Annotated in this window: 14 protein-coding genes and 1 pseudogene; 7 read left to right on the top strand and 8 right to left on the bottom strand. The window is 44.9% G+C overall.

What is annotated here, in order from left to right; all coding sequences use genetic code 11:
- Nucleotides 1–8: 8 nt before the first annotated feature.
- From TREAZ_RS16665 to TREAZ_RS16655, 3 genes are read right to left on the bottom strand one after another with little or no spacing between them, the layout of a single operon-like run.
- Nucleotides 9–1,148, bottom strand: a complete 1,140-nt coding sequence (locus TREAZ_RS16665) for an FIST C-terminal domain-containing protein (RefSeq protein WP_015713076.1) — start codon at nt 1,146–1,148, stop codon at nt 9–11.
- A gap of 18 nt (nt 1,149–1,166) precedes the next feature.
- Nucleotides 1,167–1,646 carry a chemotaxis protein CheX gene (locus TREAZ_RS16660; protein WP_015713075.1) on the bottom strand — a complete coding sequence of 160 codons (480 nt, stop codon included), beginning with the start codon at nt 1,644–1,646 and terminating at the stop codon, nt 1,167–1,169.
- Between the two features lie 22 nt (nt 1,647–1,668).
- Nucleotides 1,669–2,034: a response regulator gene (locus tag TREAZ_RS16655; protein WP_015713074.1), complete on the bottom strand. Its 366-nt coding sequence runs from the start codon at nt 2,032–2,034 to the stop codon at nt 1,669–1,671.
- Between the two features lie 145 nt (nt 2,035–2,179).
- On the opposite strand from TREAZ_RS16655, the gene TREAZ_RS18570 reads away from it, so the two are divergent.
- From TREAZ_RS18570 to TREAZ_RS16650, 3 genes are all read left to right on the top strand, one after another.
- Nucleotides 2,180–2,383, top strand: coding sequence for a UPF0175 family protein (locus TREAZ_RS18570; protein ID WP_148257844.1), 204 nt, complete (start codon nt 2,180–2,182; stop codon nt 2,381–2,383).
- A gap of 181 nt (nt 2,384–2,564) precedes the next feature.
- Nucleotides 2,565–2,783 (top strand): tetratricopeptide repeat protein, encoded by a 219-nt coding sequence (locus tag TREAZ_RS18305; RefSeq protein WP_169312649.1) that lies wholly within the window; start codon nt 2,565–2,567, stop codon nt 2,781–2,783.
- A 94-nt stretch (nt 2,784–2,877) separates the two neighbouring features.
- On the top strand, nt 2,878–7,770 hold the full coding sequence (locus TREAZ_RS16650; RefSeq protein ID WP_015713070.1) for a leucine-rich repeat protein: 4,893 nt from the start codon (nt 2,878–2,880) through the stop codon (nt 7,768–7,770).
- A 285-nt stretch (nt 7,771–8,055) separates the two neighbouring features.
- Here TREAZ_RS16650 and TREAZ_RS16645 read toward each other — a convergent pair.
- Nucleotides 8,056–8,775, bottom strand: a pseudogene (locus TREAZ_RS16645) (IS256 family transposase); the annotation flags it as partial.
- Nucleotides 8,776–9,100: 325 nt separating this feature from the next.
- On the opposite strand from TREAZ_RS16645, the gene rny reads away from it, so the two are divergent.
- Nucleotides 9,101–10,630 (top strand): ribonuclease Y, encoded by a 1,530-nt coding sequence (gene rny, locus TREAZ_RS16640; RefSeq protein WP_015713068.1) that lies wholly within the window; start codon nt 9,101–9,103, stop codon nt 10,628–10,630.
- An 11-nt stretch (nt 10,631–10,641) separates the two neighbouring features.
- Complete coding sequence (locus tag TREAZ_RS16635; RefSeq protein ID WP_015713067.1) at nt 10,642–11,448, top strand: TIGR00282 family metallophosphoesterase; 807 nt, start codon at nt 10,642–10,644, stop codon at nt 11,446–11,448.
- A 5-nt stretch (nt 11,449–11,453) separates the two neighbouring features.
- Here TREAZ_RS16635 and TREAZ_RS17955 read toward each other — a convergent pair whose 3' ends face one another.
- The gene (locus tag TREAZ_RS17955; RefSeq protein WP_245535057.1) at nt 11,454–11,582 is read right to left on the bottom strand and encodes a ClbS/DfsB family four-helix bundle protein; all 129 of its coding nucleotides are present in this window, start codon (nt 11,580–11,582) and stop codon (nt 11,454–11,456) included.
- Nucleotides 11,583–11,829: 247 nt separating this feature from the next.
- Between TREAZ_RS17955 and TREAZ_RS16630 the strand changes: the two genes are divergently transcribed.
- Nucleotides 11,830–12,540 carry a hypothetical protein gene (locus tag TREAZ_RS16630; protein WP_015713066.1) on the top strand — a complete coding sequence of 237 codons (711 nt, stop codon included), beginning with the start codon at nt 11,830–11,832 and terminating at the stop codon, nt 12,538–12,540.
- A gap of 117 nt (nt 12,541–12,657) precedes the next feature.
- On the opposite strand, the gene TREAZ_RS16625 is transcribed toward TREAZ_RS16630, so the two are convergent.
- Both TREAZ_RS16625 and TREAZ_RS17595 read right to left on the bottom strand, forming a co-directional pair.
- On the bottom strand, nt 12,658–13,899 hold the full coding sequence (locus tag TREAZ_RS16625) for an IS256 family transposase (RefSeq protein WP_015709764.1): 1,242 nt from the start codon (nt 13,897–13,899) through the stop codon (nt 12,658–12,660).
- A 104-nt stretch (nt 13,900–14,003) separates the two neighbouring features.
- Nucleotides 14,004–14,603, bottom strand: coding sequence for a GNAT family N-acetyltransferase (locus TREAZ_RS17595; RefSeq protein ID WP_015713065.1), 600 nt, complete (start codon nt 14,601–14,603; stop codon nt 14,004–14,006).
- 372 nt (nt 14,604–14,975) lie between these two features.
- On the opposite strand from TREAZ_RS17595, the gene TREAZ_RS16615 reads away from it, so the two are divergent.
- Nucleotides 14,976–17,063, top strand: a complete 2,088-nt coding sequence (locus TREAZ_RS16615) for a [Fe-Fe] hydrogenase large subunit C-terminal domain-containing protein (RefSeq protein WP_015713064.1) — start codon at nt 14,976–14,978, stop codon at nt 17,061–17,063.
- A gap of 9 nt (nt 17,064–17,072) precedes the next feature.
- On the opposite strand, the gene TREAZ_RS16610 is transcribed toward TREAZ_RS16615, so the two are convergent.
- Entirely contained in the window at nt 17,073–17,432 is a 360-nt protein-coding gene (locus TREAZ_RS16610; protein WP_015713063.1) for a Glu/Leu/Phe/Val dehydrogenase dimerization domain-containing protein, read from the bottom strand.
- Nucleotides 17,433–17,434 lie beyond the last annotated feature (2 nt).

Here is a 17,434-nt window from a genome sequence, read left to right as displayed (position 1 = left end):
AGGCTCCATCAAAAAGAGCAAATTATCAACGAATAGTTGTGCAGACGGTTATGGTATATTCCTTCCCTGTCCAATGAAGGACATAGTTCTCCGCCTGAATAACCCAGGGCATAGGGCAGCTTGTCTCCCATTTTTTCAATGATCAGCTTGATTTCGTCGTCCCCAGCCATAAGCTGATAACGGCCTTCGCAGGGGCACATTAAAAGCCCCTGGGATGAAACGCCGGAGAGAATCTGCTCAAGGGTTTTTTGGGTAGTCTCCATGATGCCCTCCCGGTTGATGAGGCCGATTGAGACAGAAGCCCCCTCGGGTACCTTTCCGCCCATGATCGCACTGCCGTCTTCGTTAAACCGGTAAATAGCCAGGGCAACGGCATTGCCGTCGCCGTAATCCACCATCAGGGGAATAGTCCCGATTTCCGCTCCCTCGGAAAAACCCGACGCGGCAAAATAGTCCCGCAAGCGGATGCCGTTAACTTTTTTTAAAATACAGCCCTCTGATTCGGTGATAAGGGCCTTATAGGTCCGCACGCTGCGGGCCGGAAGGGATGCGGTGAAAAAATTCGGTTTAATATGGCCGCTCAAGAGCAGCATCGCAAGGGCGTGCTGCTCGCCCTTTCCTTTGTACAGTATCTGGCATTTTTCGGGGGCCCCGGTATAATTGCAGGCGACAGTCCCCCAAATGGGAATACCTTTGGCGACCTTGTCAAAACACTCAAGCGTGACAGCGCCGCTTAGTGTTGAAACAAAAGGCAAATAGCTGATAATAAAGGCAGGTTTCATTTTTAATTTGCTTAATGCTTCCCCATAGGCGTCGCGTATAGGATTTTTATAGTCAAATTCGGACAGGGGGCGGGACACGGCCGTTGAAAAAGAAACATCATCGCTGGTTAAAACCGTAAAGGCCAGACTGTATACGCTGTACTGACCCCTGGCGGCGCTGGCCATAGTGGTATAACCCAATATGTCGAAAGGCAGCCTCTCTTGAAGCGCAGCTACAACCCCGCTGTCGATAAATTCATAATGGCAGGATAAAAGCCCGACTGAATTAGCCAGGAGTTTTGTTGTGTCAATCTGGGAGAGTATGTCCGTGATTGCCCCATCTACATCGTCGATTTCCGTGCAATAAGCGGTCAACATTTTTATCATGGCGATCTCCTTTTGGTTTTATGTCTTTTCCAGTGTCACGGATAAAACAAAGTTTTCATCGGATGACAATTTAAAAGGAATGCAAATAATGCGGGGACTTTCGCCCGGCCAATGGATGATATGTTTGCTTCCTTCGATAATCGAAGGAAGGGAAATAACCAGGGAAAATTCCTCCTCCAGGCGGTGCTTGGCCCTTCCGGCGATAATATTGATAATTTCGCCTATCACATCCACGACTTCTTCATCAAAATCGCCGTGGCGCGCGCCGGTAAGCTTGTCTACCATGTGAAGGGCGCATTCCTTTTTCATGGAAATAACAACCGCACCCCTGGCTTCGCCGGTAAACCCAATAAGCCCGGAAATGTCCCATTCCCCGACAAAATCCTTTTTTACGATATACGGCCGCCCGGAACTTATGGCAATACCGCATTGCTTGTCGAACACCTCAACGCAAACACTGATAAAAGGATTTAAATACGATTCTATGTTTAATTCCATTGCCGGATCTCCCGTGAATTTGTCAACCGAATATCTCCTTGATTTTTTCCTTGAATATGCGTCCGTCAATGGGCTTCAATATATAATCACTGACTCCGCTTTTAAAGGCTTCTATTACATTGGCCTTGGCCCCTTCGCTGGTAACCATGATAATAGGCAGATTTTTTAACGATTCTATGGCCCGCACTTTTTTTAAAAAACTAATTCCCGTCATGGCGGGCATATTCCAGTCAAGCAGAACCAGATCCATACGTGTTGACTGCAATATTTTCAGGGCTTCCAGACCGTTCACGGCTTCAAAATAATGACAGGGCATACCGATCTCGGAGAAATAGCTTTTAACTATGTTTCTCATAAATTTGGAATCATCAACAACCAACACATTCATAACTAAGCAGCTCCATCTTTTAATTATTTTGAAATCGCATCACATTACAGAATTTAAGTAAATTCAAAATAATTGTCAATGAAACGGCAAAACAAGAGTTGTTCAAAATACCAAAATAATGAATATATTACATAGATAAACAGTCCTGGCAGGCCATGTTGCCACTGCGCAGATAGAGCAGGAGTCCAAGAAAATCACTATTGGTGTAGCTGCCCGGTATGCCGGGATGAACCGCTGTGAGTTTGAACAGTATCTTGCCCAATACAATGTCCCCTGCTCTCTTCTTGAATACGATGATGTAATAGCCGACCTCGAAAAAATGAAAGGCATCGCTGTTCCGGCGAGGTAGCTTATGGTTATTGTCGCCGATACCGATGAATATTCCGCAAGTGTACAGCCTTACAGTCTGTTATTCTACCGGATGTTAGAGAATGGGCATGAAAGTTCCATCTACCACACTGGATGACCTTCTTGATTAGTCAAAAAACCCGAATTTGCCGAAAGCTGATAAAAATAGAAATAAATAAGCCTTGCATACGTACAAAAGTGTATATTGTAAATTAACCCAAAAAAACCTAAAATACCCTCATGGAAACCAGCCTTTTAGATTCAACCCTCATCAAAAAGCTCTGGCTATCTGTGAGAAAGTTCTCGGGAAAAATCATCCTAAGACTGCCATTAGCTATAACAAAATCAGCTGTGATTATTCAAAGCTCGGCAACAAAAAAGGCAGAAGAATTCCATCTTAAAGCAGACAGCGCCTGAAGTGTTAAGGGTGCAGATGGAAGCAGGGATATAGTAGTAAACACAGTGAATCTACTGTGGTTTTCAAGGGGATTATAAATGTTGGAAAAAGGTACAAATATTTTTGTAGGTTTCCATCCGGATGACGAAAGACTTGTGTTGCCTACATTGGAACAAGTCCGGGCGGCAGGATGGTACAATATCGACATTCCGGGATTACAAGCCGAGCAAACGGCAATATTGGAGTCTATCCGGCAAAGCGGCATGGTTTTGATATTCCTGACCAAGGCGTATGTACGGGATCAGCGTTTGATGCTTGAAGAATTCGCTTATGCAGCCACCGTTGCGCGAAAACCATTTATCCCCGTCTGGCTGGATAGCCTTGCGGATATACAGCAGGATTACCAAAATAGAGAATGTGATCCGCAACTTCTCAGCGCGTTGGAAATGCTCACAGCAAGATATTCATGTACCTCCATCGGGAAGCTCATTGCCGAGTTGGAACGATTTACTCCTGATGACACACCTTATACACCATCAACCCCACAAATATGCGATAAGCCTTGTGAGGCTTATGAGGGGGATGAGCCGTATATATTCATTAGCTACGCCCATGATGATGCAATACAGGTTTATCCCAAAATAAAGGAATTATATGAATCCGGCTGGGATTTGTGGTACGATGAGGGCATTAAAGTAACGGAACGTTATTTACCCGTTATCGCCGATCATGTCAGGCATTGTTCGGTATTTGTATTAATGCTGACAAACCGTTGCTTGGATAGGCCGTTTGTTATGAATTATGAACTGGAGTATGCCCGGCAACGAGGGATTCCCATTGTTCCGGTTTTATTAGAAGAGTTAACCCCGCAGCCTTGGTCTATGGAAAATGCTGCGCAGCTTGTAAAGACAGCAATAGCACCGGATGCATTACAGATGAGCATAAGCAGTGTTGACCTGAAAAACTGCGGGAAACGTACGGCTGTTCCGCCTGCCATCAAGCAAAATGTAGTATATGACGTTAATTTACCGCTGGATATGCCCGGATTCAATATTCTGGTACAGGGGGATAAGATAACCATTACAAGGTATGTCGGAAATGACAGAGATGTTATTATTCCCAGTACAGCTACATCCGCCGAAGGGAATATAACATTTCAGGTTACTGCTATTGGCGACTATGCCTTTACAGGAGGCAGCAGGGGTATTTCCAAAATTATGTTAAATATTGGCATGATCAGTTCAGGTATGCTCAATGACAAAACGAAAACAGACAAGGATTTACTTAAGAAGTGTAGATTGTTGACAAGTATTACCATTCCCGACAGTATTACCAGTATTGGACAAGGCGCTTTTTCGGGCTGTGAATCGCTGGAAAGTTTAACTATTCCAGACAACATCACAAGTATTGGCGGCTTTATTTTTTTTGGCTGCAGGTCGCTAAAAAGTATAACTATTCCAAAAAACATCATCTGCATTGGAGACTATGCTTTTAGTGGTTGCAAATCACTAAAAAATATAACTATTCCGAAAGGTATCGTCAGCATTGGAGACCATGCTTTTAGTGGTTGCAAATCACTTATTTCTGTTGTTTTGCCGGATAGTGTGACAAGTATAGGCGGTTCTGCTTTTTTTAATTGTACATCATTAACCGAAATTGACATTCCCGATAGCGTTGAAAGCATCGCCGATGAAACTTTTTCATTTTGTAAATCGCTTACAAACCTTATCATCCCAGATAGTGTTACCAATATCGGTTATAAAGCTTTTTGTGGGTGCAATTCTTTAAAAAACATAATTCTCCCCAAGGACATTGAGATTGGCAAAGAAACATTTTCATACTGTCATCAACTGGATGCGGTTTTTAATACCGACAAAACAACCATTTTCTGCGGACCTCAAAACTGGAACTCTGCAAAACCGTATGCCATCCCTGATGGTGTAATAATAATCAACCCAGGTGCTTTTTCAAGTTTGTCATTTTTTTCAAGAATAATCATTCAAATATTAACCAAGTGCCAAGTGATTAAGTGTCGATTACCCGATAGCATAATCATCCCAGACAGTGTTACAGAAATTGGTGCCGAAGCCTTCGCAGGCAGTGTCAATTTAAAGAGCATTATCATCCCCAATAGTGTTACAAACATTGGCGATAAAGCTTTTTCAGGCTGTAAATCCTTAAAAAGAGTTTTTATCCCAGATAGCGTTATTAAAATTGGTGACGATGCCTTTAGTAAATGCAAATCAATGAAGAGTATCACTATTTCGGGCAATGTCATAAATATTGGACAGAGTGCATTCAAAGAATGTAAATCCCTATCAAATGTTATCATCCCAGAAAGTGTTAAGGAGATTTGTGCAGAAACTTTTTCGAAATGCAGTTCGTTGAAAAATATCACTATCCCAAACAGTGTTGAAAGCGTTCTTGACAATGCCTTTGCGTATTGTATATCACTTTCGAGCGTTATCTTACCTGAAGGAATTACAGGTATTGATAATAGGGTTTTTCAGGGATGTAAATCTTTAGAAAACATCGTTATACCGAAAAGTATCACAAGCATTGGAGAAAGTGCTTTTGAGGGTTGTAAGGCACTAAAAAGCGTAACAATACCAGAGAATGTCGTGAGTATTGGTGAAAAATCTTTTTGGGGTTGTACATCATTAAAAAATGCCGCCATACCGGATAGTGTAACGAGTATTGGTTATAAGGCTTTTCGTGGAACCCCGGTGGAATTGTCCGTCCTCGAAAGAATTCCTGTTGATGAAGTTCAAGAACAGGAAATGGAAATACAAGAGGTTAAAAAGATAAAACCCGGACAATTAATTCCAAAAAGCAATGAAACACCGCGAGCATATATATGTTGTGCAAAATGGGATATAGAGCATATTAGTACCTTACTGGCGGAACTCTACTGGGAGGGATTTAATTTTTATTATTCTAAAACTACGGTTGAACAGGAAATTGATGACAGTCAATGTGTTTTGGCATTTTTTTCAGATAAAACCGCAGGATCCGGACAAGCAATGAAAAAAATAAAATATGCGGTACAACATGATCCTTCGCATATCATTCAAGTTTTTTTGGGAGGTTGTACCGATTGGCCTGATGAAATCAGGGGTAAATTGCATGATCGGCAGGCAATAATCCAAAGCCTTTGCTCGCAACAAGAATTTTCCGGAAGAATACGCGACAGTCTGCGGAAGTTTGGATGCAATATTGGACATCCCAGAGGGTTTGATGTGCAAAAAAATGATAACACTGTTGAAATAGTGAAATTTTACCCAACTGATTTTCCACGGCTAATAATACCGGAAACATTTTTTAACCCTCCCTTGACGCTTACAAGTATTGGCGCAACCGCATTTAGGAATTGTGAATCTTTGATAGATGTTACTATCCCAAATGGCGTTACGAACATTGGCGGCATTAATATTTTCAGCGGTGCCTTTTCAGGATGTAAATCATTAGAAAATGTCAACATCCCAGATAGTGTCTTGAGTATTGGTGCAAACGCTTTTTCGGGATGTGAAACGCTGATAAACATCAACATACCGGAAAGTGTCACCAGTATTGGAGACTATGCTTTTAGTTGCTGTAGCTCGCTAAAGAATATTGTCATCCCGGGCGGCATTAGCAAAATTGCCGACAGCGTCTTTACATTCTGCAAATCATTAACAAGCATAGATATCCCTGATGGCATCAAAAGTATTGGTGATTCTGCTTTTTCAGGATGTAAATCACTAAGGAACGTTAATATACCGAATAGCGTCACAACTATTGGGGAAAATGCTTTTTCCAGTTGTGGGTCATTAGTGCACGTCACCATCCCGGATGAAGTCGAAGAAATTGGTAGCGGTGCTTTTAATTATTGTATGTCACTAAAGACTGTTATCATTCCGGAAAAGGTCAAAAAATTTGGCAAAATTGCTCCTGGGTTCTTGATATTTTTAAGAAACACTATCGCCTTCTTTGATGCAACAACCACAACCATGGTTGACTATGATGAGGTGTTTGAACATTGCAGATTTCTGACCATATACACGCCACTAGGCAGCAAGGCCTGGAAATACGCGAAAAAAAATAATATAAAACACGGTGATTATAAAGAAGCCATTGAATATTTTGATAAAGTAATAAAAAATCATCGGCAAGTATCTCCAAAGGATTCGAAAAAGCTGCTGGAATTGCTTGATGTATTGAGGAAGCTGCAAGTCAAGGTATATGGCGAAGAAAACGAGGCAGTTGCTACTACATATAACACTATCGGTTTAGCATACTTCAGAATAGGCGATATAAATATGGCGTTAGAGTATGCGCAAAAATCGTTAATGATGCGAAAGAAGGTTCTTGGTGATGAGCACGCAGATACTGCAATGTCATATTCCAATATGGCCGAGGTATATAAAAGTATAAAAGATTACAATATGGCATTAGAGGTCCAATTAAAAGCATTGGAAATTCGGTTAAGTATTTTCCCGGATAATTATAATTTGTTAGGGGCAACGTATTCAGGTGCTGGGGAAATATATTGTTGCCTACAAAAAATAAATGAGGCAATAGAATATTATAAGAAAGCCCAACAAAAATATAGGGCAAATAAGCCAAGGGATTTCAATGTACTCTTGAAAGTGACAAATAAAATGGTGGAACTGCAAAAACAAATATCTACAGAAGAAAATGCTGATATTGCTGAAAATTATGACGGCATTGGCAGTTTATATTTTGGATTAAAGGAATACAATAAATCCTTACAGTACGCTATACGTGCATTTGAAATTCGCAAAACAATCTTTGGCGAAGAGCATATTGAGGTTATTAAATCATTAATAAATGTGGGAATTGTATATAACAAGATAGGTAACTATACTGAATCGTTGAAAGCATTGAAAAGTGTTTTAGAAGTTGGCCAAAGAACAAATTCATTAGAACAATTGAACGTGGCTTTAATTCATGACCTTATTTCAAAAATGTTGACTCCATTGGTGGAATAAGGATCTGGTAATGTCGCTTTGATCCTTTTTGGAAGTTTTTACTTTTCTATAAGCTGGCAGGGGAAGCAAAATTTGATTTATAAGAGAAGATATGGCTCAAATGACTGAATAGGAGGTGTGGGAATTTGAAGTACGCTCAACTGCGCACTTTTTCAAAATATGCGCAGTTGAGCGTACAATTCAGTGGGTGGCGCCTTTAGGACGTTTGTGCCGGCAGGACAGTATTGTAACCCATCGCCTTGAGATCGGCCACCGAACTTGTAATTTTTTTAGTGTAAACGGTAATCATAGGGGGACTCTGTCTTCCCCGTAAATGATTGCGAATTGATTGAGGGCCGCCCCCCAATCTCGTATAGGCATTGTCCATTTTCTGGAAATGTTTTTCAAGCCCATAAAAATTAATTTCACCGCAGCTTCGTCATTCGGAAAAGACTGACGGTGTTTGATGATTTTTTGAATCGTGTAATTGACTGATTCAATGGCATTGGTAGTATAAACAGCCTTCCTGATTTCAGGCGAGAATTTAAAAAACGGTATGACCTCGTTCCATCGGGTGCGCCAAGATTTTGAAATCATCGGGTATTTTTTATCCCAGACTTTTGAGAATTCTTCCAGCGCGCAGGTGGCAAGTTCTGCCGAAGGAGCCAGGTAAATAGTTTTAAGCCCGGCGATTACCGCCTTCCGGTCTTTGTACGGGACAAATCGAACTGAGTTCCGAAGCATGTGGACGATACACAGCTGAACCTCGGTTTTGGGGAATACCGCGGCGATAGCGTCAGGAAAGCCGGTCAGCCCATCGACGGCGGCAAGGAGGATGTCCTGTATTCCCCGGCTTTTTAGTTCAGTCATAATGCCCATCTAGAACTTGGCCCCTTCGTTTTGCTCAATCCAGAGCCCTAAAAGCTCTTTCTGCCCATCCAAACGTATCGCCAAGGCCAAATAAACGGATTTTTTAACCACCGCTGCCCCATCGCGGATATTCACCCGGAGGGCGTCCAGGAAAAGCTTGCCGCGCTATGCTACGCTTCGCATTCCTACATCCGGCAGATTGAATGCGGCAGCCGCTACCCTTCTTTCGCATTTATCGGGAAGCTGGCCGACGTCCTGCAAATCTCCCCCCCCAAAAAAAAACGCAAAAGCCCCTTAATGAGCAAAAAAAGCCTCTATTCCCTCCAATACGGAGCGAAGATGCGGTTTGCGCTATGGCCGGCAGAGGGGGATATGCCAACCCGGGCGCCCCCTTTGGCTTTCTCTGCCTGCCTTGACATATCCGGCATTTTTGTACTATTCTGGGGAAGATATTTACTATATTTACGGTAAGGGGATATATATGGCATGGATATTTTGGATTATCCTCCCTTTTGCCGGGTTCTCTTTAGGCTGGATCATTAGATGGCTGTATGCCAGATTTCAACTTACGGCATCGGAGCAACGCGCCGAGCGTATAAAACAGGATGCGATAAAAGAAGCTGAAGCCAAAAAGAAGGAAATCCTTCTCGAGGCAAAAGAACAAGTTATCCGAGACAAGAACCAGCAGGAGAGGGAAACCCGGGAACGAAGGGCTGAATTACAGCGGTATGAACGCCGGGTAACGCAGAAAGAAGAAAGCATAGACAAGAAGACTGCCCAGATCGAAAAAACTGAGGAGTTGCTGGCTGAAAAGGAAAAGGCTTGCCAGGAGCGGGAAGGCGCCCTCGATAAAGAGGAAGAGCGTTACCGGGCCGAGCTTGAGCGCATCTCCGGGCTCAGCGCCGAGCAGGCAAAGGCCCTCATCATCCAGGATCTCGAAAACGAGGCCAAGCACGACGCCCAGGGCCTGATCAACAAGATCGAGCAGGAAGCCACCCTGGCGGGCGAAAAGAAGGCCCGGGACATCCTTGTCGCGACCATTCAGCGCCTTGCGACGGAAGTCACCGGCGAGGTGACTGTCGCCACTGTTACCCTTCCCAATGACGAGATGAAGGGCCGTATCATAGGCCGGGAAGGCCGCAACATACGCACCCTCGAGACCCTCACGGGCGTGGACATCATCATCGACGACACCCCCGAGGCGGTGGTCATTTCCTGCTTCGACCCGGTGCGCCGGGAAATCGCCAAGGTCAGCCTTGAGCGGCTCATCACCGACGGCCGCATTCACCCTGCCCGGATCGAGGAAATCGTTACCAAGGTCACCAAGGACATTTCCCAGAAGATCTTCGAAGAAGGCGAAAAAGTCCTCTTTGACCTGGGGATACACAACATCAAGCAGGACGCCATACGCGCCCTGGGCCGCCTCTATTTCCGCACCAGCTACGGGCAGAACGTGCTCTACCACTCGAAGGAAGTGGCGGTCATTGCCGGCATGCTGGCCGCCGAAATCGGCTGCAACCGGGAGCTGGCAAAGCGTTCGGCCCTGCTCCACGACATAGGCAAAGGCGTGGAATCCGACTCGGACCTCAACCATGCGGAAATCGGCATGGACATGGCGAGGAAGATGGGCGAAGACCCCCGGGTCATCAACGGCATAGGAAGCCACCACAACGACATAGAGCCTTCCTGCATAGAGTCCGTGCTTGTCCAGATTGCCGACGCAATTTCGGCAGCCCGGCCCGGCGCCCGCCGCGAAACCCTGGACAACTACGTCAAGCGTCTCGAAAACCTCGAAGGCATAGCCGTGGGCTTTACCGGCGTGGACAAGGCATTCGCCATACAGGCCGGCCGCGAACTCCGCATCATTGTCAACAGCGATACGGTCAACGACGATCAGTCCAAAGACCTCGCCAAGGACATTGCCAAGAAGATAGAAACCGACCTTCGCTACCCTGGCCGCATCAAAGTGACCATCATCAGGGAAACGAGGATCACTGAATACGCGAGGTAGGCAATAAGCCCATGGCGAGTGTATGGGTACTTATGATCGGCGATGTGATAGGCGATCCCGGTTTGGAGATCCTCGAAAAACGGCTGCCCGATCTTATCAAGGAATATTCCGCCTCCTTTGTCGCTGTTAACGGGGAGAACTCCGCCGGGGGGTTCGGGTTTACCCAGGAAACCTTTGACCGCATACTCAAAGCCGGGGCCGACGTGGTGACCAGCGGAAACCATGTCTGGGAAAAACGGGATTTCTGGCCTGTCCTCGAGAGCGACACAAGAATTTTGCGGCCTGCAAACTATCCCGGGGCGGCCGGGAATTCCAGCGCCCCCGGGCGGGGCTGGGTGCGTATGGACAAAGATGTCCGGGGCACGGCGGTTTCCCTTGTTGCCGTCAACCTCCAGGGCAGGGAATTCATGACCCCCATAGACTGCCCCTTCAAAGCCTTCGATGCCATCGACACGGAAAACGCCATAGTCCTGGTGGACTTTCACGCTGAATCCACCAAAGAAAAAGAAGCCCTGGGGTTTTACCTTGACGGGCGGGCCTCGGTGGTGGCCGGCACCCATACCCACATACAAACTGCCGACGAGCGCATACTTCCCAAGGGAACGGCGTATATCACCGACCTGGGCATGACCGGAGTCACAAGCGGCGTTATCGGCATGGATGCCAAAATCTGCATAGACCGCGCAAGGAACCAGGTGCTCTACCGCATGGAAACAGCAACAGGAGGACAGGGAGCAGCGGTTCAGGGCATTGCTGCAGAAATTGATTTGGAAACCAGGAAGGCGATTTCAGTAAAGAGGATCAATCTGGAACCATGAAGAATTTATTTAGCTAATTTTCTCAATGGCTTTATTGTCTTCAAACCCCATTCATAATGGCTTGATGTATTATAAATGAAATACGCTCTCAAGGATGTTGTTCCTGTCCATGGGTATTTCTGTATAATAATCATCCGTATACACTTCATTTAATTTTTTTGTAAATATTCCACTAGTGCATTCGCATATAATGTACTTCGGGGAACACCCATTTCATGAACCGTTTCTTCGGCTCCTACGCTCCACTCCACCCAAAGTTTTTATGGCGCGATAAAAACCTTCGTATGCAACCGGAACGTCTATGCGCAATTGGTTTTGAAATTGGTTGACAATATTTTAAGACCAATAGTATGATGAAAATATTGGGGTGCATAATAAATTATGGAAATTAAACTTACAAAAGATTTAAATGAAAACAAAGAGGAAAATATTGCCGAAGCATTCATTGACATATTTGGAAATATATTAAAAAATATTTCAGAAGATAAAAATATATTAAAAACAATGTGCTCAAATTTATTTAAACTTGAAGAATTTTATGTTTGTGAAATGAATCATTTGGGTTTGTGCGTTTATTCATATAAAGAACATTATTGTATAAAACCTAATAGAGAAATATTAATGAATAATTTAGGACAAGAAAAAGGAACATTGGCGAACACTATTTTAAAAAAATTTTTTAATAAATATCCAAAATATTTGATAGAAATTGATGTGAAAACAGGTTTTATTCATGGCGAGGGGGTTAATACCCAAGAGCCTGCTTCGCAGGGGAGCCTTGGGGCGGTTAAAAAGGTATTAAGCCCCGAGTCCAATTCCTTAAGAGAACAACATACCTCGCGGCTTGCCGCAGGGTTGTTGATTGAATTTGTAGAAACAAATTTGAAATATAAAGAAATGCCTATAGCTATATCAAAAAGTGCATATTATTATAGCATGAATATGCACGAAGCATATTTGACGAAAATTGCGGAAACAGATACACCTGATTTTGATTTATCCGAGGAATTAGACTATAAATTGGTAAATAAAAGTATATTAAAACATTCAAAATATTTAGTATATATGGAACACGATTTTCCGTATTCTTGATAAAAAATATAAGCAAAAATCTGCGTCAAAAGCACCGAAATAAATTCTGTTTTATTTATTCATCTTTTTCAGATTAAGGGACGTGTCCGAATTTTTGTGTAAATGGCAATGAATTATTTAGAACGGAACCCGTTCATTGCCAAAAATAATAGCGAATTGGTTGAGCGCCATCCCCCAATCCCGTACCGGCATTGTCCATTTCTCTGACGCATTCCTAATTGCCAAATACAATATCTTAAATATAGCATCATCGTTCGGAAATGTCGAGCGGTTTTTTGTGACTTTTCGCAGCTGGTAATTTAATGACTCAATTGCATTTGTCGTGTAAATTGCCTTGCGGATTTCAGGCGGGTATTTAAAGAACTCGCTTAAGTCATCCCAGTGGGTATCCCAGGACTGGTATATCATCGGGTACTTGGCATCCCATATCTTGCCGAATTCTTCCAGTGCGTCACGGCCGGCTTCCTCGGTGGCTGCCGAATATATGGCCTTAAGATCGGCACAGATTTTTTTCAGGTCTTTCCAGGAAACAAACTTGGTGGAATTACGCACCATGTGGACAATGCACAATTGGATACGGGTCTTGGGAAATACTGCCCGAACCGCTTCGGGGAAACCGGTAAGGCCGTCCATGCAAGCGATGAGTATGTCTTCCACTCCCCGGTTCTTTATTTCGTTCAGGACGCCCATCCAGAACTTAGCCCCTTCGTTCTCCGCTATCCAAAGGCCCAATACCTCCTTCTGACCCTCGAAATTCACTCCCAGAGCCACATAGACGCTCTTGGTACAGCTTTTCCCGTCCTGTTTGGTCTTGACCCTCAGGGCGTCCAAATACACGATGGCATAAGATTTTTCCAGCTGCCGATTCTGCCACTCCTTCACTTCTTCCATCACCGCTGCAGTGACACGGCTTATCAATTCAGGGGAGACTTCCACGTTATATATTTTTTCCAGGTGTGATTTAATATCCCGGTCGGTCATCCCAAAGGAATACATCGAAATAACCTGGTCGTTAAATATAGGGAGCCGTCTTTGGTGTTTCGCCAGTATCTTGGGTTCGAACGTTCCATTGCGGTCCCGTGGTACCTGTATCACTGCACTCTGATTCTCTGTCAGGACTGTCTTTTCACTGTACCCGTTTCGGCTGTCCCCCGAATTGTCCCCGGCGTTGGAATTCTTTTCATACCCCAAATGCTCGTCCATTTCAGCATTCATGACACGGCTTAGCAGCTTCCCTGTCAGATGCTTTAATAATCCTTCCTGTCCAAGGATTTCTTCCTGGGTCATTCCTTTAAGGTCTATCTGATCGAGTATTTGGTCGATCAGATCCTTCTCTTTCAGTTTTCGTGTACTGGCCATTTTGTCTCCTTGGTATTTCTACCATATTTTGGCCATTTACACAAACTTCAGGACAGGCCCAGATTAAGCTCTATATGGTATTTTTCCTTATATTTATAATATTTCTATTTACGTATCATTCCATAACTTATGAGCCTTGATTCTTCTATGGGTATTTTTATAGCAACTTTAAAACCATATTTTTCATAAATTTGAATATTATTTTTTTCCTGTGTTACAAGTATACAAGGCGAATGTGTTTCATCTATCTTTTTTAATTGGCTGCGGATTAAAAGGGAAGCGATCCCTTTTCCCTGCATCCTTTTATTAACAAAGACAGGGCCTAAATCCCAATATGGCTGAGTAAAATAGTTTTCTGCTTTTATAACAGTAGAAACAAATTTATAACAACGTTCACGTATATCATTACTAAATCTTGAAATCATCTCTTCAAAATCAAATGATTTTTCTCCATTATTTTTTTCTTTAATTGGAGGGACCCATACTGCGGCACCTGCAATTTTTCCTATATCATCAATAGCAACTTGCATTATTTTTTCCTCAAAAGCATTTTTTAATCTGTATTGAAAAAAGGTTTTTATAAAATCAGTCCGGTCATTATCATTTGGTGTTGTCCACTTATATAGTTCTTCATTAAAAAATGCAGAATCCGCTACAGAAAGCACTTCATCAATGTCTTCTGGTTCCATGTTTCTAATAGTCATTTAATTATTTCCTTTAACGATGTTTTATATTAATTTCTACAAAAAAGTCAAGAGCAAACTTTCGTTTAACATCCATTAGGCGACATACCAGTTCTTTCACATCTGTAATAATTTTATTCGTGGCGAGGGGGTTAATACCCAAGAGCCTGCTTCGCAGGGGAGCCTTGGGGCGGTTAAAAAGGCATTAACCCCCGAGTCCAATTCCTTAAGAGAACAGCTTACCTCGTGGCTTGCGGCGGGGTTATTGATTTTTGTCTCTATATGCATAGGGGTGCAGCCTGATACGTGGTGAATTCGGAAATAGACACTATCTTTATTTTGGTGTAGTATATGGAATCTTGGTAGTTGTTATGATTGATGCAGGAGTTAACCATGAGTGGAACAAAGCTTACCCCGGTTATTAAAGTTGATGATGAAAAGTGCGTAAATTGCTACGCCTGCGTGGCGGCCTGTCCGGTAAAATACTGTATGGACGGAACCGGCGATGCTCCCAAGATCAACCATGATCTCTGCATAGGCTGCGGGAACTGCATTACTTCCTGCAAGAGGGGGGCCCGTTCTTTTTTTGACAACGGGGATGCTTTTTTCCGGGATCTGGGAAGGGGCGAAAAGATCGTGGCCATCGTGGCTCCGGCGGCAGCCTCCAACTTTGAGGGCCGGTATCTCAACCTTAATGGTTACCTCAAGTCCCTGGGGGTTCAGGCGGTTTTTGATGTCAGTTTCGGGGCGGAGCTTACGGTCCTTTCCTATGTGAATTACATGAAGGAGAAAAAGCCTTCACTGGTTATTTCGCAGCCCTGCCCTGCCATTGTCACCTATATCGAATTATTTGTACCTTCCCTCCTGCCTATGCTGGCCCCTGCCGACAGCCCTATGCTGCATACCATCAGGATGATCAAGGAATACTATCCCCAATACCGGAACCATAAGGTCGCGGTGATTTCCCCCTGCATTGCCAAACGGCGTGAATTCGATGAAACGGGCCTGGGGGATTACAATGTTACCTTTATTACCATAAAAGGGCAGCTGGAAAAAGAGAAAAAAGATCTCGCCTCCTGCAAAGCAATGGAATACGACAACCCCGAGGCTGAGCGGGCGGTCACTTTCCCCATGCCCGGGGGCCTGCTCCGCACAGCCGACCGGGAAGTGCCGGGCATTTGGGAGCAGACCCGAAAAATTGAAGGGCCCGAAGCGATTTATCCCTACCTGGATCATCTTGCGGATTCCCTTAAAAAAGGCGGGCATCAGTCGGTGTCCTTTGTGGACTGCCTCAACTGCGAAAAGGGATGCAACGGCGGGCCGGGAACCGGGTTCTGGGAAGAGCCGCAGAACGAGCTGGAATACCCCATACAACAACGGGCAGTGGAAGCGGAGAAAAAATATACCCTTAAATCCCAAAAAAAATCCCGTAAGGAGCTTGCCAAGGTACTGAACAAATACTGGAAACCTGGCTTATACGGCAGGAACTATGTGGATTTATCCGGCAATTATACCATCCGGGAGCCAAGCCCTGCGGAACTTACCGAGGTCTACAAAAAAATCGGGAAATACTCTGAGGACGACATTTATGACTGCAATGCCTGCGGTTACGGTTCCTGCAAGCGCATGGCCAAGGCGATCTTCAACAAACTCAATGTGCCCAAAAACTGCCTCCACTATAATCTCTTCCTGCTGAACAAACAGGACAAGCTCGCCGAACTGAATGTGGAGATGAAAAAGCAAATTGGCAAGTCCCTGTCGGTCATCGACAGCATCAACTCCCTGGTGGATGTAGTGAGCTCGAAGATGGCAAAGCAGTCGGAATCAGTGGATCATTCCTCTGCGGCTGTTGGGGAAATGGTTTCGTCCATCCATAAGACCTCCGAGGTTTCCCAGAAGAAACGTGACGACCTCCAGGGCCTGGTCGATGTCGCCGCCAGGGGGCAAGGCTCCATGCGGGAAACGATTCAGGCAGTAGAGGATATCGCCAAATCCGTGGACGGTGTCTCTTCGACCATCAAGCTTATCAGCGGCATCGCGTCCAACACGAACCTGCTTTCTATGAATGCGGCGATTGAGGCCGCCCATGCAGGGGATGCGGGGCGGGGCTTCTCGGTAGTGGCAGGGGAAATCCGCCGCCTCTCGGAAGACACCCGGGCCAATTCCCAAAACATATCCGTGACCCTTTCCAATATCATCAAGGGGATAAAAGTAACATCCACCCGCTCAGGCGAAACCGAAAACCACATCGCCCAAATGTCCAGCGAGATCCACAGTTTTGCCGAAACCATGGCGGAGTTGATCAGCACCTTCGGCGAGCTTTCGTCCGGAAGCACTGAAATTACCTCCGCCCTGGAAAACCTCAAGGCCCTTTCCTCGGAAGTCAAAATCAGTTACAACGAAATGCTGAACATGACCCTTACCTTAAGGCAGGCCCTGGAGGAACTCTCGGCAGTCGCGGAGCGAAGCACGGCGGACTAATCCGTGCAACTATACTACCCCCTGGGCGATCATGGTGTCGGCCACGGCGATGACCTTTGCCCCCAGGGATTGGGCTTTCTGCGTGGCATGGATGGCTACATTGCCCGATCCGGATATCACTACCCGCTTGCCCTTCCAGTCGGTTTTCCTGTCCTGGAGCATGCGGGTGGTAAAGTACACGAGGCCGTATCCAGTGGCCTCGGTACGGGCCAGCGAACCTCCGTAGTTCAGCCCCTTCCCGGTAAGAACCCCGACAAAGGTATTGGTGAGCTTCTTGTACTGACCATAGAGGAAACCGATTTCCCTGCCTCCGACCCCGATGTCCCCGGCGGGAACATCCGAATCGGGCCCGATATGGCGGAAAAACAAGT

The organism is Leadbettera azotonutricia ZAS-9 (assembly GCF_000214355.1).
Classification (GTDB): Bacteria; Spirochaetota; Spirochaetia; order Treponematales; family Breznakiellaceae; genus Leadbettera; species Leadbettera azotonutricia.
This window is presented reverse-complemented; position numbering and strand designations above follow the sequence as displayed.

Excerpts from the sequence above, each read along its gene's own strand:
- TREAZ_RS16655 (WP_015713074.1), bottom strand. The coding sequence starts at position 2,034 with ATGAATGTGTTGGTTGTTGATGATTCCAAATTTATGAGAAACATAGTT.
- TREAZ_RS16635 (WP_015713067.1), top strand. The coding sequence starts at position 10,642 with ATGGCGAGTGTATGGGTACTTATGATCGGCGATGTGATAGGCGATCCC.
- rny (WP_015713068.1), top strand. The coding sequence starts at position 9,101 with ATGGCATGGATATTTTGGATTATCCTCCCTTTTGCCGGGTTCTCTTTA.
- TREAZ_RS16615 (WP_015713064.1), top strand. The coding sequence starts at position 14,976 with ATGAGTGGAACAAAGCTTACCCCGGTTATTAAAGTTGATGATGAAAAG.
- TREAZ_RS17955 (WP_245535057.1), bottom strand. The coding sequence starts at position 11,582 with ATGATTATTATACAGAAATACCCATGGACAGGAACAACATCCTTGAGA.
- TREAZ_RS17595 (WP_015713065.1), bottom strand. The coding sequence starts at position 14,603 with ATGACTATTAGAAACATGGAACCAGAAGACATTGATGAAGTGCTTTCT.
- TREAZ_RS16650 (WP_015713070.1), top strand. The coding sequence starts at position 2,878 with ATGTTGGAAAAAGGTACAAATATTTTTGTAGGTTTCCATCCGGATGAC.
- TREAZ_RS16665 (WP_015713076.1), bottom strand. The coding sequence starts at position 1,148 with ATGATAAAAATGTTGACCGCTTATTGCACGGAAATCGACGATGTAGAT.
- TREAZ_RS16660 (WP_015713075.1), bottom strand. The coding sequence starts at position 1,646 with ATGGAATTAAACATAGAATCGTATTTAAATCCTTTTATCAGTGTTTGC.
- TREAZ_RS16625 (WP_015709764.1), bottom strand. The coding sequence starts at position 13,899 with ATGGCCAGTACACGAAAACTGAAAGAGAAGGATCTGATCGACCAAATA.
- TREAZ_RS16630 (WP_015713066.1), top strand. The coding sequence starts at position 11,830 with ATGGAAATTAAACTTACAAAAGATTTAAATGAAAACAAAGAGGAAAAT.